The organism is Fluviicola taffensis DSM 16823, from assembly GCF_000194605.1.
Classification (GTDB): Bacteria; Bacteroidota; Bacteroidia; order Flavobacteriales_D; family Crocinitomicaceae; genus Fluviicola; species Fluviicola taffensis.
Window position 1 is genome coordinate 4,053,162 of record NC_015321.1, and the last position, 23,958, is coordinate 4,077,119.

The 23,958-nt window shown below is 35.7% G+C and carries 20 protein-coding genes and 2 tRNA genes; 5 read left to right on the forward strand and 17 right to left on the reverse strand.

Going from position 1 to position 23,958, the window contains the following annotated elements:
* Window positions 1-2 precede the first annotated feature (2 nt).
* The 8 genes from hisF to hemB all read right to left on the reverse strand — a co-directional run bounded on the left by hisF (window position 3) and on the right by hemB (window position 8,144).
* Window positions 3-758, reverse strand: coding sequence for an imidazole glycerol phosphate synthase subunit HisF (gene hisF, locus FLUTA_RS17715; RefSeq protein WP_013688284.1), 756 nt, complete (start codon window positions 756-758; stop codon window positions 3-5).
* Window positions 745-1,473 carry a 1-(5-phosphoribosyl)-5-[(5-phosphoribosylamino)methylideneamino]imidazole-4-carboxamide isomerase gene (gene hisA, locus FLUTA_RS17720; protein ID WP_013688285.1) on the reverse strand — a complete coding sequence of 243 codons (729 nt, stop codon included), beginning with the start codon at window positions 1,471-1,473 and terminating at the stop codon, window positions 745-747. Before hisA ends, hisF begins: the two co-directional genes overlap by 14 nt.
* Window positions 1,470-2,036, reverse strand: a complete 567-nt coding sequence (gene hisH, locus FLUTA_RS17725; protein ID WP_013688286.1) for an imidazole glycerol phosphate synthase subunit HisH — start codon at window positions 2,034-2,036, stop codon at window positions 1,470-1,472. Before hisH ends, hisA begins: the two co-directional genes overlap by 4 nt.
* A complete protein-coding gene (gene hisB, locus FLUTA_RS17730) occupies window positions 2,036-3,172 on the reverse strand; it encodes a bifunctional histidinol-phosphatase/imidazoleglycerol-phosphate dehydratase HisB (protein ID WP_013688287.1) in 1,137 nt (378 codons plus the stop codon). Before hisB ends, hisH begins: the two co-directional genes overlap by 1 nt.
* Entirely contained in the window at window positions 3,169-5,502 is a 2,334-nt protein-coding gene (hisD, locus tag FLUTA_RS21690) for a histidinol dehydrogenase (protein WP_013688288.1), read from the reverse strand. The genes hisB and hisD overlap by 4 nt, the downstream gene beginning before the upstream one ends.
* A 2-nt stretch (window positions 5,503-5,504) precedes the next feature.
* A complete protein-coding gene (gene hisG, locus FLUTA_RS17740) occupies window positions 5,505-6,362 on the reverse strand; it encodes an ATP phosphoribosyltransferase (protein WP_013688289.1) in 858 nt (285 codons plus the stop codon).
* Window positions 6,363-6,692: 330 nt separating this feature from the next.
* A complete protein-coding gene (locus FLUTA_RS17745) occupies window positions 6,693-6,974 on the reverse strand; it encodes a hypothetical protein (protein ID WP_148235467.1) in 282 nt (93 codons plus the stop codon).
* Between the two features lie 198 nt (window positions 6,975-7,172).
* Window positions 7,173-8,144: a porphobilinogen synthase gene (hemB, locus tag FLUTA_RS17750; RefSeq protein WP_013688291.1), complete on the reverse strand. Its 972-nt coding sequence runs from the start codon at window positions 8,142-8,144 to the stop codon at window positions 7,173-7,175.
* A 276-nt stretch (window positions 8,145-8,420) separates the two neighbouring features.
* Between hemB and FLUTA_RS17755 the strand changes: the two genes are divergently transcribed.
* The 3 genes from FLUTA_RS17755 to FLUTA_RS17765 are packed head-to-tail and all read left to right on the forward strand — an operon-like array spanning window position 8,421 to window position 12,857.
* Window positions 8,421-9,308 (forward strand): hypothetical protein, encoded by an 888-nt coding sequence (locus FLUTA_RS17755; RefSeq protein WP_013688292.1) that lies wholly within the window; start codon window positions 8,421-8,423, stop codon window positions 9,306-9,308.
* 11 nt (window positions 9,309-9,319) lie between these two features.
* Entirely contained in the window at window positions 9,320-9,742 is a 423-nt protein-coding gene (locus FLUTA_RS17760) for a hypothetical protein (protein WP_013688293.1), read from the forward strand.
* Window positions 9,743-9,776: 34 nt separating this feature from the next.
* Complete coding sequence (locus FLUTA_RS17765; RefSeq protein WP_013688294.1) at window positions 9,777-12,857, forward strand: ATP-binding cassette domain-containing protein; 3,081 nt, start codon at window positions 9,777-9,779, stop codon at window positions 12,855-12,857.
* Window positions 12,858-12,937: 80 nt separating this feature from the next.
* Here FLUTA_RS17765 and fabG read toward each other — a convergent pair whose 3' ends face one another.
* From fabG to proS, 7 genes are all read right to left on the reverse strand, one after another.
* Window positions 12,938-13,684, reverse strand: a complete 747-nt coding sequence (gene fabG / locus FLUTA_RS17770; RefSeq protein ID WP_013688295.1) for a 3-oxoacyl-[acyl-carrier-protein] reductase — start codon at window positions 13,682-13,684, stop codon at window positions 12,938-12,940.
* A gap of 166 nt (window positions 13,685-13,850) precedes the next feature.
* Window positions 13,851-15,560: a putative porin gene (locus tag FLUTA_RS17775; RefSeq protein WP_013688296.1), complete on the reverse strand. Its 1,710-nt coding sequence runs from the start codon at window positions 15,558-15,560 to the stop codon at window positions 13,851-13,853.
* Window positions 15,561-15,633: 73 nt separating this feature from the next.
* Window positions 15,634-15,885, reverse strand: a complete 252-nt coding sequence (gene rpsT, locus FLUTA_RS17780) for a 30S ribosomal protein S20 (protein ID WP_013688297.1) — start codon at window positions 15,883-15,885, stop codon at window positions 15,634-15,636.
* 29 nt (window positions 15,886-15,914) lie between these two features.
* Window positions 15,915-15,986, reverse strand: a tRNA-Glu gene (locus tag FLUTA_RS17785).
* Window positions 15,987-16,018: 32 nt separating this feature from the next.
* Window positions 16,019-16,090, reverse strand: a tRNA-Glu gene (locus FLUTA_RS17790).
* Between the two features lie 69 nt (window positions 16,091-16,159).
* Window positions 16,160-16,840, reverse strand: coding sequence for a hypothetical protein (locus FLUTA_RS17795; RefSeq protein ID WP_013688298.1), 681 nt, complete (start codon window positions 16,838-16,840; stop codon window positions 16,160-16,162).
* A gap of 115 nt (window positions 16,841-16,955) precedes the next feature.
* Window positions 16,956-18,431 (reverse strand): proline--tRNA ligase, encoded by a 1,476-nt coding sequence (gene proS / locus FLUTA_RS17800; RefSeq protein ID WP_013688299.1) that lies wholly within the window; start codon window positions 18,429-18,431, stop codon window positions 16,956-16,958.
* A gap of 84 nt (window positions 18,432-18,515) precedes the next feature.
* On the opposite strand from proS, the gene FLUTA_RS17805 reads away from it, so the two are divergent.
* Window positions 18,516-19,562, forward strand: coding sequence for a hypothetical protein (locus tag FLUTA_RS17805; RefSeq protein ID WP_013688300.1), 1,047 nt, complete (start codon window positions 18,516-18,518; stop codon window positions 19,560-19,562).
* Between the two features lie 10 nt (window positions 19,563-19,572).
* On the forward strand, window positions 19,573-21,054 hold the full coding sequence (locus FLUTA_RS17810; protein ID WP_148235468.1) for a hypothetical protein: 1,482 nt from the start codon (window positions 19,573-19,575) through the stop codon (window positions 21,052-21,054).
* Here FLUTA_RS17810 and FLUTA_RS17815 read toward each other — a convergent pair.
* Both FLUTA_RS17815 and FLUTA_RS17820 read right to left on the reverse strand, forming a co-directional pair.
* Window positions 21,045-22,580 carry a hypothetical protein gene (locus FLUTA_RS17815; RefSeq protein ID WP_013688302.1) on the reverse strand — a complete coding sequence of 512 codons (1,536 nt, stop codon included), beginning with the start codon at window positions 22,578-22,580 and terminating at the stop codon, window positions 21,045-21,047. The genes FLUTA_RS17810 and FLUTA_RS17815 overlap by 10 nt on opposite strands.
* Before the next feature lie 192 nt (window positions 22,581-22,772).
* Window positions 22,773-23,765, reverse strand: a complete 993-nt coding sequence (locus FLUTA_RS17820) for a glucosaminidase domain-containing protein (protein ID WP_013688303.1) — start codon at window positions 23,763-23,765, stop codon at window positions 22,773-22,775.
* Between the last annotated feature and the right edge of the window lie 193 nt (window positions 23,766-23,958).

Genomic DNA, 23,958 nt, shown 5'->3' on the forward strand with positions numbered 1-23,958 from the left:
AATCAGTTCCTAATTCTTACTTTTTTGCTCAATCCTTTTTTCAATTCTGGAATTGAAATTTCACTAAAGTGAAAAATACTGGCAGCCAATCCACCTGTAATACCTGTTTTCGAAAACAATTCCTCAAAATGCTCAATTGTTCCTGCTCCTCCAGAGGCAATAATTGGAACAGAAACCAATTGTTCTATTTCCTGATAAAAATCCAGCGCGAAACCTTTTTTTGTTCCATCTCCATCCATAGAAGTAATTAACAATTCTCCAGCTCCTCGAAGAACTGCATCTTCCGCCCATTTTAACGCATCAATTCCTGTATCTTGCTTTCCTCCATGTGTGTGAACTGTCCAGCCACTTTCTACTTTCCGAATATCAATTGCTACCACCACACATTGATTTCCAAATGCTTCAGCCAATTCCGAAATTAATTCGGGTCTTTTAACTGCTGACGAATTCACTGAAATTTTGTCTGCTCCGCTTCGTAGTAAATTCCTTGCAGCTTCGACGGATGAGATTCCTCCTCCTACCGTGAAAGGAATATTCACCTGAGCTGCAACAGCTTCCACAATTGGAATAAAAGTGGCCCGTTCTTCATTCGTTGCAGAAATATCCAATAAGACCAGTTCATCTGCTCCTTGTTCGGCGTAAAATTTTGCCAATTGAACTGGATCTCCAGCATCGCGTATCGATTCAAATTGGATTCCTTTTACTGTTCTTCCATTTTGAACATCCAAACAAGGAATAATTCGCTTATATACTTGCATCGTTAAAATCTTTTAGTTCTTTTAAAGTGATTTTCCCATCCAGCAGAGCTTTCCCAATTACGCAGCCATAACAGCCCGCTTCTCGGAGTTCTTCAAGATCTGACAATGATTCCACTCCACCACTTGCAATCCAACGTTGATTCGGAAATTTTTGAATGAGCTCTTTGTACAGATTCGTGCTTGGGCCATTTCCCGTGCCATCTTTTCGAATATCTGTTGTTAGAATGGTTAATTCATCAAATTGCTCAAAGTACTTCATGTTTGCTTCCAAAGTGATTCCAGCTTCATCTTGCCATCCATTGATTTTCAGGTTTGTGCCATCAGTATCCAAAGCCAATATAAATTGATTTATGCCAAATTCTTTTATCCAAGAAACTACTGTTTCCGGTTCTTTCACGCATAAGCTTCCTATTACAACCTGATTTGCACCCAATTGAAGTAATTTCTTCACGTCTTTATTGGTTTTTACACCTCCTCCAAAGTCCACTTTCAAGGTTGTTTTCGAAACAATCTCAGCTAGTAGTTCCCGATGCACAATTTGTCCAACTTTGGCACCCGAAAGATCTACCAAGTGTAAATAGTCCAATCCATTCGCAGCAATTTCTCTTGCATATTCAAGCGGCTTCAAGGAATAATTTGTTTGTTGCTGATAGTCGCCTTGAAACAAACGGACTATTTGATTATCAATAATATCTATTGCTGGTATTGCTATCATTCTGCTAAAAATTGATTTAATAAATTTTCTCCTGCTACTCCACTTTTTTCTGGGTGAAATTGTACGCCATAAAAGTTATCTTTCTTCAATGCTGCAGAAAACGGAGTTGGATAAGATGTAATTCCTGATGTCTCTTCACATATTTCGGCTACATAACTGTGTACGAAATAGAATGTTTCGGATTTTCCGTTTAGTTGTACATCATTCCAACCCATGTGAGGTATAGGATAATCTGGAAATTGGGATTTGATTAACTGAATGCGGGCTTGAAAAATTCCCAATCCATCTAAATTTCCTTCCTCATTCCATCCACACATGAGTTGCATTCCCAAACATATTCCCAAGACAGGTTGCTTTAAAGTTGGAATCATTTTATCTAGACCAGTTGATTTCAATTGCTCCATAGCACTTTTAGCATGACCAACTCCTGGGAAAATAACATGTGTTGCAGTCCGAATCTCTGCTTCTTCATTACTCAAAGTAGCTTCAATTCCCAATCGCTTGAATGCTTGTTGCACAGAAAAAATGTTCCCCGCTCCGTAATCAATAATCACTACTTTCATTACAATTCGTTTTTTGTTGTTGGTAGAATGTCCAAATCTCCATATCTGCGTTTTGCTATTAAAATTGCCTTTGCAAAAGCTTTGAATATGGATTCCACTTTGTGGTGCTCATTTTCACCTATTGCTTGAATATAGATATTGCAACGCGCTGTAAAACAGAATGATTTAAAAAAATGTTTTACCATTTCAGTGGGTAGTTTCCCAACAAATTCTCGTTTCAATTCAACATCCCAAATCAATTCTGACCTTCCCCCAAAATCAATGGCGCAAGTGGCAAAACAATCGTCCATCGGTAATGAAAATCCGTACCGCTCAATTCCTCTTTTTGAACCCAAGGCTTTGTCAATAGCCTGACCAAGTGTGAGAGCAGTATCTTCTATCGTATGGTGTTCATCAATATTCAAATCTCCATTCATTGTTAAATCCAAATCCAACTGACCATGACGAGCAATCTGATCCAACATATGATCGAAGAAATCAATTCCTGTTTGAATTTTTGATATTCCAGCTCCATCCAAATCAAGTACAATAGAGCAATCTGTTTCAGCAGTCTTCCTACGGATATTAACTTTTCGAACACCCAATCTTAAATCAGCAACCAAATCATTCCAGTTTGCTACTTTTCGCTGAATAATGTTTTCCAATTCTTCTTTTGAAACACTTATTTCAGAGCCAACTTCGATTTCTTGTACTGAGATCAAGAAGGCTTTACAACCTAAATTTTTCGCTAATTCTACATCTGTCCAGCGATCACCAATCACAAAAGAATTTTCCAGATCGTATTCCTCGGAGAAATATTTCGTGAGCAATCCAGTTCGTGGTTTTCGATTTGGTGAATTCTCTTCTGGAAAAGAACAGTCAATGAATTCCTCTGAAAACACAATTCCTTCGCTCGCTAATACATCTAACATCAATTGGTGTGGACCAATGAATTCTTCATAAGGAAAAGCTCCTGTTCCCAATCCATCTTGATTTGTGACTAAAACTAATTCGTATTCTTTCCAAGAAACAATTGTTTTTAAAGCTGAAATAACACCTTCTAAAAACGACAATTTGGAGAATGAATCAATTTGATACCCTTTAGGTTCTTTGATGATTGTCCCATCTCGGTCAATAAAGATTACTTTCTTTTTCATAATTTTTGCATCATTTGAATGAATTTGTCATTTTCTATTTTTGTACCTACACTCACTCTCAGGGTATCTGCACAATTGTATTGTGTGCTTCGATTTCTAACAATTACTCCCTTTTTAATGAGCTTGTTGTAAATTTCTGTCGCATTTGGAATTCGGAATAAGATGAAGTTGGCTTCTGTTGGAAACACTTCTATCACTTTTTTATTCGACTTTAAAAAACTTATCAAACGTTCTCTTTCGTTAATAATTCCCGTTTTAATAGCTTTCCAATTGATAGATTTCAATTCATTTATTGCTGTTTTTTGAACCAACGAACTTAAATTATAAGGTGGTTTAATGGAGTTTAGAGCCGTAATCCATTCACTTGAAGCAATTGCCATTCCAATTCTTAACCCAGCCATTCCATAAGCCTTAGAAAGCGTTTGAACGACAATCAAATTGGGATAATTATTCACTTCATCAACCACCGAATTTGAGGTGCAAAAATCAATGTAAGCTTCATCAATGACAACAACTCCATTGAATTCTTTTACAATTTCTAAGATTTTCGTTTTGCATATGATTCCACCTGTTGGATTGTTTGGATTACAAATGACTAGCAATTTTGAACCATTAGCCTGAGACAATATTTCAGAAACTGAAATATTAAATTTAGAATCTAAATTGATAGGAATAGTTCGTACTCCATTTACTTTTGCAAGCACTGGATACATTCCATAGGAAGGATTCAAGTATGCTGCCGAATCTAAAAAAGGAGTTGCTGTGAGTCTGAAAATCAAGTCCAGCACTTCATCCGAACCATTTCCGAGGAAGATGTTTTCACTTGGAACATTCTTTGCAATTGATATTTCTGATTTCAATTCAAACTGCAAAGGATCTGGATACCGATTGTAAGCCGTCACCAATCCATTTTCATTGGCATCCAAAAATACTTCTCCCAAACCTTCAAATTCATCACGAGCAGAACTGTACGATTTTACATCTCGGAAATCATTTCGAATAAATGTTTGGATTTTAGAAACTGAATCGGAGGTTTGCTGTTCTCTTATCGATGAAGCATATTCTAAGCGTACTTTCACCGCATTTGCATGTCCTTGCAGTTCTTCGGCTTCAGCCATTGTAATAACAGTTTGCGCTAAATTTCGGATTCCTTCATCACTTACTTTTTGATACGTAATTTTCTTTACGAAGGAATCCAAAGATACCCCACTATACGATCGTGCAAATCCAGAAGTAGGCAAAGTATGATTGGTTCCAGAGGCATAATCGCCAAAACTCTCAGCTGTATTTTTTCCAATAAAAACACTTCCAGCATTGATTACTTTTTTCAACACAAGTTCTTCATATTTCCCCATAATTATCAAGTGTTCTGGAGCATATGAATTGATGATTTCAGACCAGTTTTCAGCTTCAACAACAATTGCAGTACTCGCTTTCATAGCTTCCCTAGCAATTCCGGCTCTTGGGAGAATTGCAAGTTGCTTCTCTATTTCAGTGAGAACTTCATCCACGAATAAGATTTGATCACTGAGAAAAATCACTTGTGAATCTGTTCCGTGCTCTGCTTGAGCCAATAAATCCGCTGCCACAAACGATGCAGGAATCGAATTATCTGCCGCCACAAGCACTTCTGAAGGCCCAGCTGGCATATCGATTGCAATTCCTAAACGCTGTGCATATTGCTTCGCTGCTGTTACGTATTGATTTCCTGGACCAAATATTTTATCAGCTTTTGGAATAGATTCTGTTCCAAAACTCATAGCTGCAATTGCCTGTGCTCCGCCAACTTTATAAACAGTTTCAATTCCTGCCATTTTAGCTGCAAATAAAATCGCAGGATGGATTTTTCCTTCTCTATTTGGAGGAGTACACAAATATCTGATGCTACTTCCTGCAATTTTAGCAGGAATTCCAAGCATTAAAACCGTCGAAAACAAAGGCGCGGTTCCTCCTGGAACATACAAACCAACTCGTTGAATGGGGAGGGATTTTCTCCAACAAACCACTCCTGGAGAGGTTTCTACTTCATACTCCTTGTTTTCCTGAGATCGATGAAAACGTTCAATATTTTGAGCTGCAACTTGAATGGCTTCTTTCAACTCAAATGAAACCAATTGATTGGCTTCATCAAATTCAGGTTTAGAAACTGCTAAATCAGTAATTGAAACCTGATCAAATTGAAGTGTCAATGCTTTCAACGCTTTGTCCTTGTCGGATTCAACCTGAGTAAAAATATCCGAAATTATGGATTCAAGATTCGTGGATTCTAACTTTGGACGATTCAGTGCAAGTGTTAGTTCCAACTGACTGGGATTTATCAGGACTTTCATGACTAAGAAACCATTTTTTCGATGGGACAAACCAATATTCCTTCAGCTCCTGCCGTCTTTAATTGTTGCACAATTTGCCAAACTTCCTTTTGCTTTACAACAGAATGAACACTCATCCATCCTTCAATTGCTAATGGTAAAATAGTTGGGCTTTTCATTCCAGGGAGAATTTTGCAAATGGTTTCCAATTCACCTTCAGGAGCATTTAGAAGAATATACTTGTTTTCATTTCCTGCCAAAACCGATTGAATTCGGAATACCAATTCATCCAACAAAGCCTGTTTCTCCGAATTGAAATTTTTGCCTTTGATTAAAACAGCTTCCGAATATAAAAATGGAAAAACTTCCCTTAAATTATTCTGAAACAAGGTGTTTCCTGTTGAAACAATGTCTGCAATGGCATCTGCTAAGTCTAGAGATGGAGCAATTTCCACAGAACCCGAAATGGTATGAATATCAGCTGTAATCCCTTCTTTCAATAAGTATTTTCGCACCGAATTGGGATAAGATGTAGCAATGCGTTTTTCGTGTAAATCTTGTGCAGTTTGAATGTTTGAAGTCTTCGGAACAGCAAAAGAAACGCGACACTTCGAAAAATTGAGTGCTTGAACGATTTCTATGGGAGTTTCATCTTCTTCCAATAGATTTGAACCTACAATTCCCAAATCAACTACTCCATCTGCCACATATTGAGGAATATCACTATTTCTCAAGAATAGTAATTCAGCTGGATAATCTGAAGTAAAGACTTTGAGCTGTCCATTGCGGTAATCCACTTTTAAGCCACATTCTTTCAATAGTTCCAAAGAACCTTCTTGGAGTCGACCTGATTTTTGTAAAGCAATAATTAAACGTTTCATGTTTTAAATTAGAGCCTGACTTTCAAAAGAGTTTTGGAAACAAAAAGACAACAAAAAACCCACTTGAAAACCAAGCGGGTTAAAGATTTTATAGATATACAATCATCTCACCAAAGCGCTTAGCTGAGCAAACAATGATGATGTTGATGTAAGAATGTTGTCATTTTCATGAAGCAAATGTAGAGCAATTATTTAGAAAACAAGCTGTTTTGAAAAATATTTTGTTTTTGATTCGATTCTTTCAATTGAACTTGGGTAATGTGTTGAATATTAAAAAATCCTGATCTACCGAAGTAAAACAGGATTTCAATTATTTTTTTATTCGTGGAATTACTCAATAGTAATACAACCATCTTTGATTACAATTTTTGAGCTGTCTTTTACTTTCACCCAACCACAAGAAGTTTTGATTTCAACTTCTCCAGCACTTGTTTGAACAGAAGCAGAACTTGTTGTAGAACTACTGAATTCAATTTTTTGCGTTGAACCATTCGAACGAACTTCCATCGTGTAGCTTTTCGAATCTTTGTTGTAATAACGAATTGTGAAAGCGCTTGCGATATTTGCAACTAGCAAAAATGCAACCGACATAAAAATCATTTTTAATTTCATGTTAATAGATTTTGAGTTAATATTTGAAAGTAAATATACTAATTTGAATACCAATTAAAAACATCCTGTGCAGATTCAATTGGTATTCGTTGAGAACAAATAAATATGTGTACGATGAATAGTGGTCTATTTTAAAGTAGACTCACTAATTCATAAAATAAAATAGATTCGCTTTAATATTAGAACTGCATTTTCAATCTATCTCTTCATCATCCTCGCCGCATCTGGAGCAAAATATGTCAAAATTCCATCTGCACCCGCTCTTCGAATGCTCAACAACATTTCCATAACGGCTCTGTCATAATCCAACCACCCGTTTTTTGCTGCTGCATGAACCATTGCACATTCTCCACTTACGTTGTAAGCAGTAATTGGTGTTGCGAAATTATCTTTCAATAAGTGAATGATGTCCAAATAGCACAAAGCGGGTTTTACCATAATAAAATCTGCTCCTTCGGCGATATCCAACTGGGCTTCAATCAACGCTTCACGCTTATTTGCTGGATTCATCTGATACGTTTTTTTATCTCCACTTTTTGGCGCAGAATTCAACGCATCTCGAAATGGCCCGTAAAAAGCACTGGCGTATTTTGCAGTGTATGACATAATCGAAACATCTGTAAAACCAGTATCATCTAAAGCTTCGCGAATCACACCTACTCGACCATCCATCATATCTGAAGGTCCAATAATATCAATTCCAGCTTGTGCTTGGGCAACCGACATTTTAGCCAAAATGGGCAATGTGAGATCATTTACGATTTTTCCATCAACAACAACTCCATCATGTCCGTCAGAAGAATACGGATCGAGTGCCACGTCTGACATTAAAACAGCTTCTGGAAATCGTTCTTTTAAGGCACGAATTGCATGCAGATAGAAATTTTCATCTGCATAACTATAGCTTCCCATCTGATCCTTCAGCATTTCATCAACAGCAGGAAATAAATCAAACGTTCGAATTCCTAACTCCATCCATTTTTCGAATTCGGGAATCAAGGTGTCTAAACTCCAACGATAATTTCCAGGAAGCGATTTCACTTCATCCTTTACATTTTTTCCATCGAACAAAAAAAGAGGGTAGATTAAGTGCTGAGGACCTAATTGAGTCTCCTCAACCATTGCTCGGATTGCCGAATTTTTGCGATTTCTTCTTGGACGAATATTCATGATATCTCTTTTTATGTGTCAGAATGAAGATTTTTTTAATAGTATTGATAAATCGAAAACTTCACTTTTTTCTAGTCTTTGCAGTTAAAAATCAAAACCTGCACATCACTATTTTTTAAAGTGGATTTATCTTCCCGCAAATTTAATTAGAATCTAGAACTATTCATTCAAACACATGATTTAAACAATTCTATTTCACATTTATCAACAACCAAGTTCTGTTAACATTTTTTTGTATATTTTCGTCTGTATGTTAACGAGAAATAATTGCGACTTATGAATAAGCTATTAACTACTTTCACACTAAGTACTGGGATTGTACTTATGATAAGCTCTTGTGGTTCAGAGGAGGAAAAGAAGCCTGAAATAAGCAAAGAGGTTATTGATCCGAATAGTTCTTTGAATGCAAAGTTCGATGACAAAATTTTCAGTATTCCTTCTCCTATGCAGATGGCGGTGCTTTTAGAAGAATCGAATTCGCCTTACAATGAATTCTTACTCAATGATTTAGATAAAGTGGGAGATTACACCTCGGAGTATCAAAAAGCATTGAATTTAGGTGTTTATGGAACTGACTTAGGATATGTTTCTATTTACAAGCAAAATAGTATTGCTCTAAAATATCTTTCAACTATTGAAAAATTAACGAGTAAACTTGGTTTAGAAGGTGCTTTTGACAAAGATTTCATGTCTCGCTTTGAGAAAAACTCTACGAATAAAGATTCGATGATGATTATTGTTTCAGATGCATTCAAAAAATCGGATAATTTCTTAAAATCAAATAACCGTAAACATGTTTCAGCACTTATTTTAGTTGGTGGCTGGATTGAATCCATGTATCTGGCTTGTAATATCAATAAAGAACATTCTAATCAGAAAATTTTAGATCGTATTGCAGAACAAACAGAAACATTGAACACAATTATCGAATTGTTATCTGATTACAACAAAAAAGGCGAATGGGATGAATTAATTAAGGACATGAAAGATTTGAAATTCTATTTCGATCAAATTTCAATTAACTATGAGTTTTTACCTCCTGTGACAAACGCAAAAACGAAAACAACGACTTTAAAACACAAAACAGTTGTTTCAATTGATACAAATATCTTGAATTTTATCAATCAAAAAATCGAATCAATTCGAGGAAAAGTAATCGAATAATACTTATCACTATGAAAAAATTAGCGCTATATTCCATTTTTACTTTGTTCGTTGGATTCGGAGTAAAAGCTCAAGATTGTGAAACATTGGTAAAGGATTGTGAAGTCCTTTTAAAAGGAAAAGAAAAGAATTTCGTTTCTGATGGACAAGTCTACACCGCGTTTTTAGACCGCGAAAAAGCAGAGTTCAAAACTACTTTTTTCGGAGGTACAACTTATCGAATTGCTGCTACAGCAGGAACAGATGATGAATACGTTATTTTTACAGTAAAAGATTTACAAGGAAACATCATCTTTTCCAATAGAAAATATAAAAACTCAAGTTATTGGGATTTCAAAGTTCCCATAACAATTCCTGTTATCATTGAAACCGAGTTAGACATGGATAAAAAAATCACAGGTTGTGCTGTGATGATGATTGGTTTTAAACGTTAATATTTTAGTACTCATTTTTAAATAGGAAGATAGCATGAGTGAACGCATACTCCGCGCTCTAATGCAGTTATTCGCGATTATCGCGAAGGTTGATGAAGTTACAGACCCAACAAGTGAAGCCATTGAAAGTTCTAATGGACGACGAATTGTAGAAGCATTTTTACGTACTGAATTAAATGATGAATTACTCCAAAAGTACATTCAATTATTTGATGAGTTTTTATTGGTTCACCACCAAGGATCTGCTAAAAAAGATGGCCAACGGAAAAGAACTTCTGTAAATTCAGTAAAGGTTCTTCGAATTTGTGCACAAATCAATGAGGAGTTGACTCAACGTCAAAAAATGATCGTTTTGTTGCGAATTTTTGACTTTATCCATGCAAACGACCAAGTTCACGAACAAGAACAAGAATTCGTACACACCGTTTCTGAATCATTCAACATTCCGAACTTTGAATATCTTCAATTAAAATCATTCATTGAGTCGAATTCTAGAACAATTATGGATGATGATCATTTCATGTATGTGAATGATCAGACAATTGATCTGAAAAATGCCAAACAAATAAAAGTAGATGGATTAGAAGGTTCCATTCTAGTAATTCGCCTAGAAAGTGTTAATATTTTATTCTTTAAATATTTCGGTCAAGACGAGTTGATTCTAAACGGTCAAATTGTTTCCAATGAACGAAGACATATCTTAAATCAAGGGTCTTCTCTTCGTACCAATAAATCAACGCCAATTTATTACAGTGATGTTATTTCTCGCTTTTTAAATGATGCAAATCAAGAGAAAATAACCTTCAAAGTAGACCATTTACAATTCCATTTCAATAGTGGTAAAATTGGTTTGCACGAAATTAATTTCATGGAGCAATCTGGAAAGTTAATTGGTGTGATGGGAGGTTCTGGTGCTGGGAAATCCACTTTCTTGAATGTCTTGAATGGAAATTACATTCCATCTCATGGAGCTGTAACAATAAATGGAGTTGATTTACACCGTGAAAAATCGAAATTAGAAGGGGTTATCGGTTTTGTTTCGCAAGATGATCTACTTATAGAGGAATTAACCGTATTCCAAAATTTATATTTCAATGCAAAATTGTGTTTCAATGATCTTTCGGAACAACAACTAAAGAAGAAAGTACTTGATTTGCTTTCTGATATTGGATTAGGAGAAGCAAAGAACCTAAAAGTTGGAAGCCCACTTGAGAAAACAATTTCTGGAGGACAACGAAAACGATTAAATATTGCACTCGAATTGATTCGTCAGCCTGCAGTGATGTTTGTGGATGAGCCAACATCTGGTTTGTCTTCACGGGATTCTGAAAACATTATGGATATGTTGAAGGAATTAGCATTGAAAGGCAAGTTGATTTTTGTTGTAATTCATCAACCTTCATCAGACATTTTTAAGATGTTTGATAAACTGATGATTTTAGATCAAGGTGGATATCCTATTTTTGATGGAAATCCAATTGATGCTGTTGTTTATTTCAAAACTCATGTTCATCACGTAAATGCCAATGAGCGTGAATGCCCGATTTGTGGTAACGTAAATCCGGAACAGATTTTCAATATCATTGAATCGAAAGTGGTAGATGAATACGGAAATCAAACAAAGGTTCGAAAAGTAACTCCTCGTGAATGGAACGAGCGTTATTTATCGAATTTCAAAACGTCGGATATTGAGGAAATTATTGAGCCAGTTAAGGGAACCTCAAGAATAGCAAATAAACTCAGACAATTCAAAGTTTTCTTCCTACGGGATGTGTTGAGTAAATTGGCAAATAAACAATACATGTTTATCAATATGCTTGAAGCTCCTGTTTTGGCAGCAATCCTCTCTTTCTTCGTAAAGTTTTTTAATTCAGATGGAAAAGGAAATCAGGATTACGTCTTTTATCAAAATGAAAACATCCCCCAATACTTGTTTATTTCTGTTGTTGTTGCACTTTTCTTAGGTCTTACTGTTGCTGCAGAGGAAATCATCAAAGACAAGAAAATATTGAAACGAGAAAGTTTCTTGAATTTATCATTAGGTTCTTACTTGTGGTCGAAGATTTTGATCATGTTTATGGTTTCTGCTATTCAAACAGCATGTTTCGTGTTTATTGGAAACTTAATTCTCGAAATTCATGGTTTGTGGTGGGAATACTGGGTTATTTTATTCTCGACTTCCTGTATGGCAAATGTACTTGGCCTAAACATCTCAAGTGCATTTAATTCAGCGAAAGTAATTTACATCATCGTTCCTCTATTAATTATTCCTCAATTGATTTTCTCTGGAGTAATTGTGAAATTCGATAAATTACACCCAATCATTTCATCTAACAATGAAGTTCCTTGGGTTGGTAATGCAATGGCATCAAGGTGGGCTTATGAAGCTTTAGCGGTTGTTCAATCAACGGAAAACGCACATGAAGAAGGTCAATTCAAATTGCACCAAAAACAAAGTAACGCAAGCTGGAAAAGAGATTATTGGATTCCCGAAATGAAAAACCAATTGACGATTTTAGCGGATAAAAAATCGAATGAAAAAGACTTTGAAAAAGCGAAAAGAATCCTCACAAACGAAGTAGAAAAAGAAGTTTCGATTTGGGACAATTTGGAATGTAAGGATTGTATTGAAGGATTGAATAAATTACAAAAAGGCAAAACATCTGTGCAGGAAGTACAATTCAATATTGGTTCCTTCTTGGAAATGCTTAAAAAGCAATACAATATCAATTACAACGAAACAACAGAGGAGCTAGATAAACTTGTTCTAAAAGTTGGTGAGAAGCATTTTGAGGCTTCTCAGGCACAAAATGTCAATGAAAGTTTACAGGATTTAGTAACGAACCGAACGGAAGTACAAAAAATCATCGTTACAGATGATGAATTGCTTCAAAAAGACGATCCGATTTACATTGATCCTAAAAACACGCGTTTGCTGAATGCTCCGTTCTACACGAGTAAGAAATATTGGTTTGGAATTCCAATGAGTACTTTCCTTGCAAACATTCTCGTTCTTTGGGGAATGACCGTTTTAATGATTGTGGCACTTTATTACGACTTGCTACGAAAGTTTCTTGGACTATTTTCAAAAGGAAGTTCTAAAAATAACGCATAAAAAATCCCCGATTCAAACGAATCGGGGATTTTTGTTTTTATATAGTTTTGAATGATATCAATATTCCTTCGCAATGCTTATTACATAAGCATTCCTCCACACACGTGAATGGTTTGTCCTGTAACATACGTAGACATATCTGAAGCTAAGAAAACTACTGCATTTGCCACATCAATTGGCTGACCACCTCTTTTCAATGGAATTGAATTTCTCCACTCCTCCACTACTTTTTGATCCAAAGCAGCAGTCATTTCAGTTTCAATAAACCCTGGAGCAATTGCATTGCAACGAATACTTCTTGAACCTAACTCTTGAGCAATTGATTTTGTAAATCCAATTAAACCAGCTTTAGAAGCAGCATAATTCGATTGTCCAGCATTTCCACTCACACCAACTACTGAAGACATATTGATAATTGATCCAGAACGTGCTTTCAACATTGGGCGTTGAACCGCTTTTGTTAAGTTAAACGCAGATTTCAAGTTCGTGTTCATTACTTCGTCCCATTGCTCTTCAGTCATGCGCATTAAAAGTGTATCACGAGTGATTCCTGCGTTGTTCACAAGAACATCAATAGTTCCAAACTTAGCAACTACATCATCCACCAACTTTTGTGCTTGATCGAAATTTGCAGCATCCGATTTAAATCCTACTGCCTCTCCTCCATTTGCAGTCAGTTCAGTCTCCAAAGCACGTGCTTTTTCTTCTGAAGACAAATAGGTAAACGCCACTTTTGCTCCTTGCTTCACACATTCCTCAGCAATTGATTTACCAATTCCTCTGGAAGCTCCAGTAATTAAAACAATTTTATTATCTAATAATCCCATGAATGTTTTTTTGGTGTTCAAATATAGGAAAGGTTTCTTGGATATAAACGAATTGAGGCGCTAACTTATCCTCAATGGTACGTTCAAAAGGTTGAAATGTTTGAAGAGTCCAAAAATTTAAACCTATTGAGTCTTTAAACTTTTTAAACTTAATTAAACAGCTGGTTTAATTAAAGAAATCCCAAGAAACACCAAACCGAAGTTGAAGTGGTGTTACCGGATATCCTAATCCTTCAAAATTGGTTGGTTTCACAAATGTTTGTTCAATATTTTCAACACGAATAAACCATCTGAAATATCCCAAATCAAATTGACTGAAGAAATGCAATTTCATCATCGGATTAAATTCTCTTCCAGTAGCAATCAAACTATAAGAATTACTCATCGGAGTGAAATCCAATAAACTATAAGCACTAATGTATCCAACTTCAATTCCTGTAACTGTTTTCAGTTTCTTTGCTTTGAATAAACCTCCATTGTATGCAATTCTACCTGAAATCAACCAATTTGGCAACAAACTGCCTGTACTTTCTCGGTAACTAACTCTCGATTGAATCAATAATTTTTTGAATAAATATTCAAATCCAACTTGAATTCCATAGACATTTAGTGTTGTAAGTGTATCCTGTCTCCATTTATTTTGAATGAAAACTGGCATTTTGGAATTTGCTTCAACAGTTCCTTGAACAAAGAATGGAATAATTCGGTTTTTGTTTTGCCAATTTAAATTCCCAGTTGTTCGAGTCCCCAAAATTTTGGTCTCCCAAGAATAGTTTAATGTGTTACCGTAAAATGTTCGCTGATAAATCTCTGGATATTGGCGGGATAATCCACCTGAAACAGAAAAAACATTCTTTGAAAATGCTTTTTTCGCATGCGCTAAAATACTTGTTTCTCCTTTTGCACCAATCAACGTGTAATTTGCTGATCCTCTAAAATAATATCCTTTCGAATTAAAATCGACCGCTGCAAATCCGTAAGCTTCTGTGGTATCTTGATGAATTTTTAAATTGTCATAATCCCAATAACGCGCACCAACACCTGCTTCAATATTCAGGTTTCTAACTTTGTAGAATAATCCTCCGTTCAATTTCAGGGATGAAACTTGCCAATAATCGTAAGTATTTGCAGAATCGTAATTGTAAAAACCATAAATACCCTTCAGCGTGTCTCTTTCAAAATATCGTTGATTTTTAATGTCTAAACGCGGTTGTAAAACCAGTCCAATCTTCTGAAGAGAATCTTTGGTGAAAGAAATATAATTCTTCCAATCAGCATAAAACTCTTTTGTTTTATTTCCTGCATTTGATTTCTGAACTTCCTGAAAATTGAGTGCAAATCCTTCTTGAATACTGTCTCCAATCAATCCATCACTAAAATTCGCGTTGTTTCCATAAAAGGAGAGGTCTAAAATAGTTCCGTAATATCTAGATCGATGCATCAAAGAAAGTTCAACCGTATTTCTTTCGAAGTTCGAGTTCCTTAAATTACCAGCTGAGCTATTTCTAATGTAATCGAGTTGAATAAACGTGTTTGAGTCTAAGGCATGAGTATAGGAAATCCGTCCAAATTGAGCCAATTTAGAACCCATAGAATATTCAAATGCAATATGGGGAATAGAAGAAAATCTTCTTACAGGAAGCTTTAGCCATTTGGTGCTTAAATCTGAAAAGGAGAATTGATATTGAAATGGGTTAAAGTCGCCTGGCAAGGTATGCTGATAGCTCGCAAGGTTTACATCTACGGAATCTAGTTTTCCTGAGATACGATGTCCTGGCTTTAATGAATCTTGAAAATAATTTCCAAAGGGGGATTGTGCCAAGCTATATAGCTGACAGAAGGACGTGACGAGTAAAAACAAAATCCATTTTTTCACGAAACTTTATTAAACACAAAAAGGTCTTATCGCCAATGGCAAACAAGACCTTTTCAATTTCTAATGAAAATTCTTATAATTTATTCACTGAAAGCATCAAACCTGATTTCAAGTTTGCAGCTTTATTCTTGTGAATGATGTTGCGTTTCGCTAATTTATCCAACATAGAAGAAACAAGTGGCAACAATTCGCTTGCTTCTTTCTTATCTTTCAAAGAACGAAGTTTACGTACCGCATTACGCGTTGTTTTGTGTTGATACTTGTTACGCAAACGTTTAACATCGTTAGAACGGATTCGTTTTTGTGCTGACTTATGATTTGCCATTTTTTTGTGTTATTACAAACTAAATTTTGTAGCCCATAGGAGAATCGAACTCCTGTTACCAGGATGAAAACCTGGCGTCCTAACCACTAGACGAATGGGCCATAACCGAATAAACGGTCTTTTCTTTTTTTTGTAGCCCATAGGAGAATCGAACTCCTATTTTACGGATGAAAACCGCATGTCCTAACCGTTAGACGAATGGGCCGTTTTTTAATTTCGGAGTGCAAATATAGCTGGAATTTTGCTATTTGCAATAGGTAACGTGCTTTTTTTTCTAAAAAATATCTCGATCTTCTGCTTCAAATTTGAAACCCAGCCTTTTACCTGTCGACATTTGACTGCTCGCTTCCATCTCATGCATTTGAAAAACGGTCACTTTCGAAACAATTTCATAAGGTGGAGTTAACAAGTCAAACTCTAAAGCATACGCAAATGAAACCTGAATAATGTGTGTCAAAATTGAATCTGTAAGCACTGAATTTGTAAAATCACGAAATAAGAACCCTAATTGTCCCTTTCCTTCAACCATGAAATGTTCGTCTTTATTGATGAACACACGACCAATCAAATACCCCACATCATTCGAGCGATTTTTCAGATAAGACTCTGCTAAGAAATTGTAGATATTGATAATTCCATAATACCCTCTTGATTTGTCTTCTTTCAAATAATCCGTTTGCCATAACGGGTGCTCATCTGGAAGTTTAAAAACGTTTGTATGCATTTGAAAAACAAGCACATCACTTCCGATATATACTTGAATTTGAAACTCACCTTTATACTCAACATGCAGTCTAATTCGGCTATCTTCAACAAGTAGTCTTAACGCTCCAATTTCTTCCAGTAGATGCTTTTTAAATCGCTCAAAATGATTCTTAGTATCTTGGAAAATATCTTGTTTCAATCCTGCCTTTTGTTCCAGGATTGCTTGTATTACCTTGCGTGATTCTTCCATAACGTGTTAATTCAAAATGAAAAATTCAAAATGAAAAAAAAAGGAGACTAAGAATCTATCCAGCCTCCTTTCTCAATACTACTTTTTGAATTTAATATTCATAATTTTTAATTCACTAATATGCTTTGGCGAAAACAACCCTTCCTTTCGAAGGGGCTCCTGTCACCATACATCTCCCTGTTTCCGAAGGAATGCCGATAGGAATACAGCGAATTGTTGCTTTCGTCTCTTCTTTAATTTTTGCTTCAGTTTCTTTTGTTCCATCCCAATGAGCTAAGTAAAATCCGCCGACTTTTTCGAGTTGTGTCTTGAACTCTTCATAAGTATCTACTTCATGCATGTTCTCTTTTCGGAATTGAATCGCTCTTTGGAATAAATTCGATTGAATATCAGCTAACAATTCTACAATTGAATGACCAATATTATCAATATTCATCGCATATTTCTCTTTTGTATCTCTACGAGCAATCTCCACTACACCATTTGCTAAATCTCTTGGGCCAATTGCCAAGCGCACCGGAACACCTTTTGCTTCATGCTCCGCAAACTTCCATCCTGGACGTTTCTGATCGTCTGAATCGTATTTTACTTTCACCTTCAAATCCTTCAATTCAGCAGTTATTTTGGCAACAGCATCATTGATTAATTGCAATTCTTCATCTGTTCTGTAAATCGGAACAATCACCACTTGAATTGGAGCTAAAGCTGGAGGTAAAACCAATCCTTCATCATCCGAATGAGTCATAATTAAAGCGCCCATCAATCGGGTCGAAACTCCCCAAGAAGTTGCCCAAACGTATTCTAATTTCCCTTGAGCATCGCTGTACTTCACGTCAAAAGCCTTAGCGAAGTTCTGTCCTAAGAAATGAGAAGTTCCAGCTTGTAAAGCTTTTCCATCTTGCATCATTGATTCAATGCAATAGGTATCATCAGCACCTGCAAAACGCTCACTCTCTGTTTTATGACCCTTAATTACGGGCATCGCCATGTAAGTCTCCGCAAATTCAGCATAAACATCTAGCATTTGTTCAGTCTCTTTAATTGCCTCTTCTTTTGTAGCATGAGCAGTATGACCTTCTTGCCATAAAAACTCGGAAGTGCGCAAAAACAAACGTGTTTTCATTTCCCATCGAACAACATTCGCCCATTGGTTAATCAATATCGGTAAATCACGGTAAGATTGAATCCATTTTTTATACGAGTTCCAAATGATAGTCTCAGAAGTAGGTCGTACAATTAATTCTTCCTCCAATTTTGCTGATGGATCAACAATAACTCCACCTCCATTTGGATCGCTCATTAAGCGATAGTGAGTAACAACAGCGCATTCTTTTGCAAAACCTTCAATATGAGAAGCTTCTTTACTCAAGTAACTTTTGGGTATTAATAACGGGAAATACGCATTTTGATGACCTGTTTCTTTGAATTTAGCATCTAAGATATCACGCATGTTTTCCCAAATAGCATAACCATAGGGCTTTATAACCATCATTCCTTTGACATCCGAGTGTTCCGCAAGGTCTGCTCTTGAAATCAAATCGTTATACCACTTAGAATAATCTTCTGCGCGAGTAGCGTACTTCTGTGACATTTTGAGTTGTGTTAAAAATTAAAAATAATCTCGTAAAATTAGAAATAAATCAGCTACCTTAGTGAAAGTTAAAATCTTTTAGTCATGAAAAACTCGCTAAAATTTGGTATTTCTGTAGGTCTTACAACGATGTTAGTTAGTTGCGGTACATCTGAGCATTTTATGCAAGATGATGTTTACAATACAAGAACACCCATCATGCCCTTAGGAACAGATTTGAACGACGTTACCGATTACGCTACTTATGTTGCGAAGAAAGAACAAATAGAAAAAACAGAGCAAGTAGCTTACGTTTCTCCCAGACAATTTTATGATAATGGTTATTACAATCAATATCGATTTTATGGATACTCTCCTTACAGTTCCATGCAAGGAATCGGCTATTATGGCTACGGGAACAGTTATTTAGGATATGGGAATCAAGGAATGTTTGTGACACCTCATTTTGGTTTGGGTTATTCCCCTTATTATGGAAACAATCCTTATGCAGGAGGATATTACAACTACCACAACCCATACAATCCGTATAACCCTTACAGCCCCTATTTCGGGCACGACCCTTATGGATACAGTTATGAAAATGGATTCAATAATGGATATTACTCCCCGAATTACAACAATGGATCTTGGGGGACACCTTCAAGTAAACCCAATACAGGAAATCGTAATTCGAACATGAGTGCAGGACTATCTGGTGGTGGTCGCTCATCAGCAAATAACGGTGCTGTAATTTACCCACACAAATCAGCAATCGCTCCTGGAAACAATACTGAGCGCGCTGGAAGAGTTCTTACAACACGTTCTAATAACGGACCCGCAGTTAATAGCGGAACAACGCAACCCGTTAGTTCTTCTAGAAGAAATGCAGCAGTAAGACCTGGGTCGGTTTCTAGACCCACTGTTACAAATACACAAGGAAGTATGGATCAGCAAGGAATTAATAATCCTAGAACTCCAAATACGACACCTTCAGTAAATAGAAGCAATACTCCAGTAAGAACAATTAACACACCCTCGAATAATAACTCCACTCCTACTAGATCAAGTTCACCCACAATTAGAAGTGGCGGTGGTGGTGGAAATGTTAGCACACCTAGTGGTGGCGGTGGAAGAGCAGGTGGAAGAAGATAGATAAAAAAGAATGATAAATAAATTAATTATGGCTTCGGTTTTTACGGGAGCCTTTTTTGCGTTCGGACAGAATGAAGTAGATGTGTATAGGTTATCGAACACTTATGTGCAAGGATCTGCTAGATTTGATGCTATGGGTGGTTCATTTGGAGCGCTCGGAGCTGAAAGTGGTTGCATTGGTATAAATCCTGCGGGGTTTGGTCGCTCATCAGTTAGCTCATTTTCTTTTGGCTTGAGCAGTACGAATGTTCAAACTAAAACTAATTTCAATAGCAATTCATCTAACTTCACTGATTTCAATGTTCGTGTTCCTAATATTGCAGCCACAGTTGTTAGTGATGTTTCAAGTTCAAATTCTGGATTGATCTATACTCAAATTTCCTTTGGGCTGAATCGAGTTGCTAACTTCAACAACTCATTTAATTATAGTGGCCAGCAATTAGCGTCATTATTAGATGTCTTTTCAAATAACGCGTACGGAATAGATCCACTCGATTTATACAACCAACAACCATATACTTCTTCATTGGCATGGATAACATACGCAATCAATGATACGCTTGACAATGGGCAATATTACTACACCCCAAGCTTAAGTAATCAAGGAAATGTAATTCACAATCGAACCGTTTTAAATAAAGGTGGAATCAATGAGTGGTACGTTGCATTGAGTGCCAATTATCTTGATAAAATCTATTTTGGAGCATCCGTTTCTTATAATACAATCAACTTCTCAGAATCCATCATTCATAAAGAAACTGCGGTCGATACGGCAGTCGAAACAATGCGCTCTTTTGTTTATCAATACGATTATAAAACGAAAGGTGGCGGCTTAAATGTAAAACTTGGAGCGATTTTTTTACCTACAGACTTTTTACGATTAGGGATTGCATTACATACCCCTACATTTTATCAATTAACTGACGAATACACAGCAAACATGCAGGCCGTTCACAGTTACGGAGTGAATTCGGTCGATCCAGCCTATGTCCCAGCTGATAAATACAAATACCGCATTTGGACACCAACAAAACTTGTCGGATCACTAGGATTAATTTTTGGAGACAACGGATGTATCAATATTGATTTAGAATACCTAAATTATGGTTGGGGAAGATTAAAAACAACCAATGATGAAGCGTACGTTCCATATAATTATGCGTATGAAAACCAAGTGATTAAAGACCAACTAGTTGATGCTTTAAATATTCGTATTGGTGGAGAATGGGCAATTCAAAACACCTTCTTCATAAGGGCAGGATATGGGTATTACCCAAAAGGAGATACACTCATGCGTACTTACGGAAAAAACTACAACCAAACATTTAGCGGTGGATTAGGCATTCGTGTAAATCGCGTGTATTTCAATGCATCTGTACGATATTTGATGCAATCAAGTGTTTACAAAGCATTTTACGAAAGCAGAACCGAATTGGATATCACTAATATGACATTCAACATCGGTATGCAATATAAGTTTGATTATAAATGATTGTTGTAATTGTTAATTGATTTGGAGAAATCCAATTTATCTAATTTCGAATCAATCCAAGCTGGAAGATGAAAGTAATCAAGAATAACTCGTTCTTGTTGATCTTTCATTAATTCAGCAACTTCAGTTTTCATTTTCAAAAACACCTCATTCCGCTGAGTCGCGCTCATGGTCTTTGCTAATTTTCTCAAATGCTTAATCACTACATTCTCAATCTCGTAATCTCGATCATGTTTACTCAAGTAGCGATTAGTCGATTTTATGACATATTCTAAGAAATCATAATTTTCCAATTCTAAATGAATAATCAAGTTGAAAATTCGAGCAAAACTATAAATATCTTGTCTTAAACGTTGTTCGTTGTCATTTAATACTTCATTCAAAGTGGATAAAGCCTTTTTATAATCGCCTACCCCAAAATAAGTATACGCTTGATTATAGCTAAAAAGAATATTCTGCTCTTTTGAAATCTTATCATCAAAATCGCGCAGTTTCGCACGCACTTCTTCCCCCAATTTAGATGAAGCTTCAAAATTTCCAGTTGCATTATTTAAGGCAAATTCACCGTTGTAAGAGATTGTAAAGATTCTCAAAGATAAATCCATTGAATTGAACCCTTTTGTTCCTTCTAATGATCGAATTTCTTGAATGGTATTTGATGCTTCTTTAAATTGTTTATTATCAATATAACACCTCAATAAATGTGAAAGCGTCAAGATATAACGTTGCCCCAAATCTTCTTTTATGAATGGATTATTATCCAAGATATCTTTCGTTCGATTGAAAAACTGAAAGCTATCTTCATAATTTCTATTTGTTGCGGCACATAAACCTTTGATATAATAACACATAGAAGAAGCTCTTGTTGAAAGAGCAGTATTTTTACCTTTAATCAGGTGATAATCAGCAATGTCATCTACAATTTTTCGCTCATCAATATTTCGAGTAAACCCTCCTGAACGGAATATTAAATTGATTTTAGAATAAATAACTTGATATTCAGCAAGGTTTCTGAGTTTTGCAATGACAGCCTCTTCTTCCGTAATAATATCATCCAAGTTTCTTGTAAATTCACCATCCTCATATGCCGCTTCTAATAGCTTCTTTTCCCAAGAAATTAATTCGTACCAATAATAAAACTCTTCGTGTTCGACAGCTAAATTTTTGGCCCTCTGAACAAATTTCTCACACTCTTTGTAAAGTGCTTTATTGTATAATATTTCTACGTTTTTTAATTCTTGTTTGAGTATACTTGATGCCGATTGCTCTGAATAATACACTCTTAAACTCTTAAGTATCAATCGATAAAGGTGGTTTTTTTCTGAAGGCAAATGCTTCACAAAGGTTTCATCTTGAAAAAAGTCCTTTAACTCCTCTTCTTTGTAAGCTCCTTGTTTTTCAATAAAATCAAAGATTTTCAAATAGTTCTTTTCACCTGATTGAAGAGCAGATGAAAGTTTAAAAAATCGCTTCTCAGATTTTGTTAATGACTTAATTAGCTTATAGAGCTCATTTGAAGGCTTCATAATAACAGGAGTTTTTCAAATTTAACGAAATGTTTCAATCCTAGTTGTTTTTTTAAAAAGATTTTTAGAACTTAAAACCCTTCTTTACTAGTTGCTTTGAAAAATTTCAGTTGAAATCCTAGTAATAAAAAAAGGTTGCATAACACAACCTTTCACAAACAACAACAATAAACTTCAACGCAAACAATTTGCCTAACGAAGAAGGATTTTTTGTCCTTTTTGGACAGTTACTTTATCAGATGTAAAACCATTCATCTTAACCAATTTTTTTAATTTGATTCCTTCATTTTGAGAAACTTCAATCAATGTTATATCCTTTTTTGCTACAAATGTCGCTCCTTTTGTTCGAGATCGATTTCTTTTGGGTTCCAGATAAACAATATCCCCTTCTTCCAGTAAATCTTTTTTGTCAACGAAATTGTTGTACTTATACATTTGCCACATTGCTAAGTCATATTCTTTCGCAATTTTATAATAGGTATCCCCTTTTCTTGCAAGAATATATTTGACATCATTTTTATTTTCTTTGGCAATATGCGCTTGATACTTCAAGCAAGACTCATCTATTTTCATCGAAGAATTCGTTTCCTTTGTAGAAGATGTTTTTGGCTTTACTTTTGAGTCTTTCGAATCTTTTACAGCAGTAGCGAGCAATTCAGTTCCTTGATTGGCAGGTGCCGTCTTGTCATCGTATTCATACAATTTCAAACGTTCTATTAAATCAATTAGCTTCTCTGCGTATTCTGGATGTGTTGCATATCCTGCTTTTTTCAATCCTTTCGCCCATGATTTATAATCATCTGTGGGGAATTGAAACAAACCTGCGTAACGCGGTTTCTTTGTTAAAAACAAACTGTGATCGTTGTATGAATCTGTAGCCGTTGGATATTTCCGAAAACATTCACCTTTTGCATCATCATCAAAATAGATTTTTTCTCCTGTCCAATCACTGCATTTAATTCCAAAATGATTATTTGCCTCAACAGCCAAAGGGGAATTTCCATTACCACTTTCTAAAAGTCCTTGTGCCAATGTGATACTCGCTGGTATCCGATGTATAATCATTTGCTCAACGGCAACATTAGACCATAAATTCACATAATCCGTTTGACTCGTTTTAGCTTGAATTTCACCACCAAAAGAGAAGAACGAGAACCCGATTCCTACAATTGCTAAACTTTTCATTATCTCAAAATGCTTTGAATTACTGTTTAGAATACGTAAAAGTAGCGACTTGGTTACAAAAAATGTTGAAAACTCTAAATGTCATTGTTAATAACTCTGCCTAATGGCAAGTTTAAAGGTTTAAACATTCAATAAAAAGAAAACCCCAGGATTCGCAAGATCTTGATTTGAACCATTTAACTTTTGAACTTTT

Coding starts and splice junctions, on each gene's coding strand:
- FLUTA_RS17760 (WP_013688293.1), top strand. CDS start 9,320: ATGAAAAAATTAGCGCTATATTCCATTTTTACTTTGTTCGTTGGATTC.
- hisH (WP_013688286.1), bottom strand. CDS start 2,036: ATGAAAGTAGTGATTATTGATTACGGAGCGGGGAACATTTTTTCTGTG.
- proS (WP_013688299.1), bottom strand. CDS start 18,431: ATGTCACAGAAGTACGCTACTCGCGCAGAAGATTATTCTAAGTGGTAT.
- hemB (WP_013688291.1), bottom strand. CDS start 8,144: ATGAATATTCGTCCAAGAAGAAATCGCAAAAATTCGGCAATCCGAGCA.
- hisA (WP_013688285.1), bottom strand. CDS start 1,473: ATGATAGCAATACCAGCAATAGATATTATTGATAATCAAATAGTCCGT.
- fabG (WP_013688295.1), bottom strand. CDS start 13,684: ATGGGATTATTAGATAATAAAATTGTTTTAATTACTGGAGCTTCCAGA.
- FLUTA_RS17815 (WP_013688302.1), bottom strand. CDS start 22,580: ATGAAGCCTTCAAATGAGCTCTATAAGCTAATTAAGTCATTAACAAAA.
- hisB (WP_013688287.1), bottom strand. CDS start 3,172: ATGAAAAAGAAAGTAATCTTTATTGACCGAGATGGGACAATCATCAAA.
- FLUTA_RS17765 (WP_013688294.1), top strand. CDS start 9,777: ATGAGTGAACGCATACTCCGCGCTCTAATGCAGTTATTCGCGATTATC.
- FLUTA_RS17810 (WP_148235468.1), top strand. CDS start 19,573: ATGATAAATAAATTAATTATGGCTTCGGTTTTTACGGGAGCCTTTTTT.
- rpsT (WP_013688297.1), bottom strand. CDS start 15,885: ATGGCAAATCATAAGTCAGCACAAAAACGAATCCGTTCTAACGATGTT.
- FLUTA_RS17795 (WP_013688298.1), bottom strand. CDS start 16,840: ATGGAAGAATCACGCAAGGTAATACAAGCAATCCTGGAACAAAAGGCA.
- FLUTA_RS17805 (WP_013688300.1), top strand. CDS start 18,516: ATGAAAAACTCGCTAAAATTTGGTATTTCTGTAGGTCTTACAACGATG.
- FLUTA_RS17745 (WP_148235467.1), bottom strand. CDS start 6,974: ATGAAATTAAAAATGATTTTTATGTCGGTTGCATTTTTGCTAGTTGCA.
- FLUTA_RS17755 (WP_013688292.1), top strand. CDS start 8,421: ATGAATAAGCTATTAACTACTTTCACACTAAGTACTGGGATTGTACTT.
- FLUTA_RS17820 (WP_013688303.1), bottom strand. CDS start 23,765: ATGAAAAGTTTAGCAATTGTAGGAATCGGGTTCTCGTTCTTCTCTTTT.
- hisF (WP_013688284.1), bottom strand. CDS start 758: ATGCAAGTATATAAGCGAATTATTCCTTGTTTGGATGTTCAAAATGGA.
- hisD (WP_013688288.1), bottom strand. CDS start 5,502: ATGAAAGTCCTGATAAATCCCAGTCAGTTGGAACTAACACTTGCACTG.
- hisG (WP_013688289.1), bottom strand. CDS start 6,362: ATGAAACGTTTAATTATTGCTTTACAAAAATCAGGTCGACTCCAAGAA.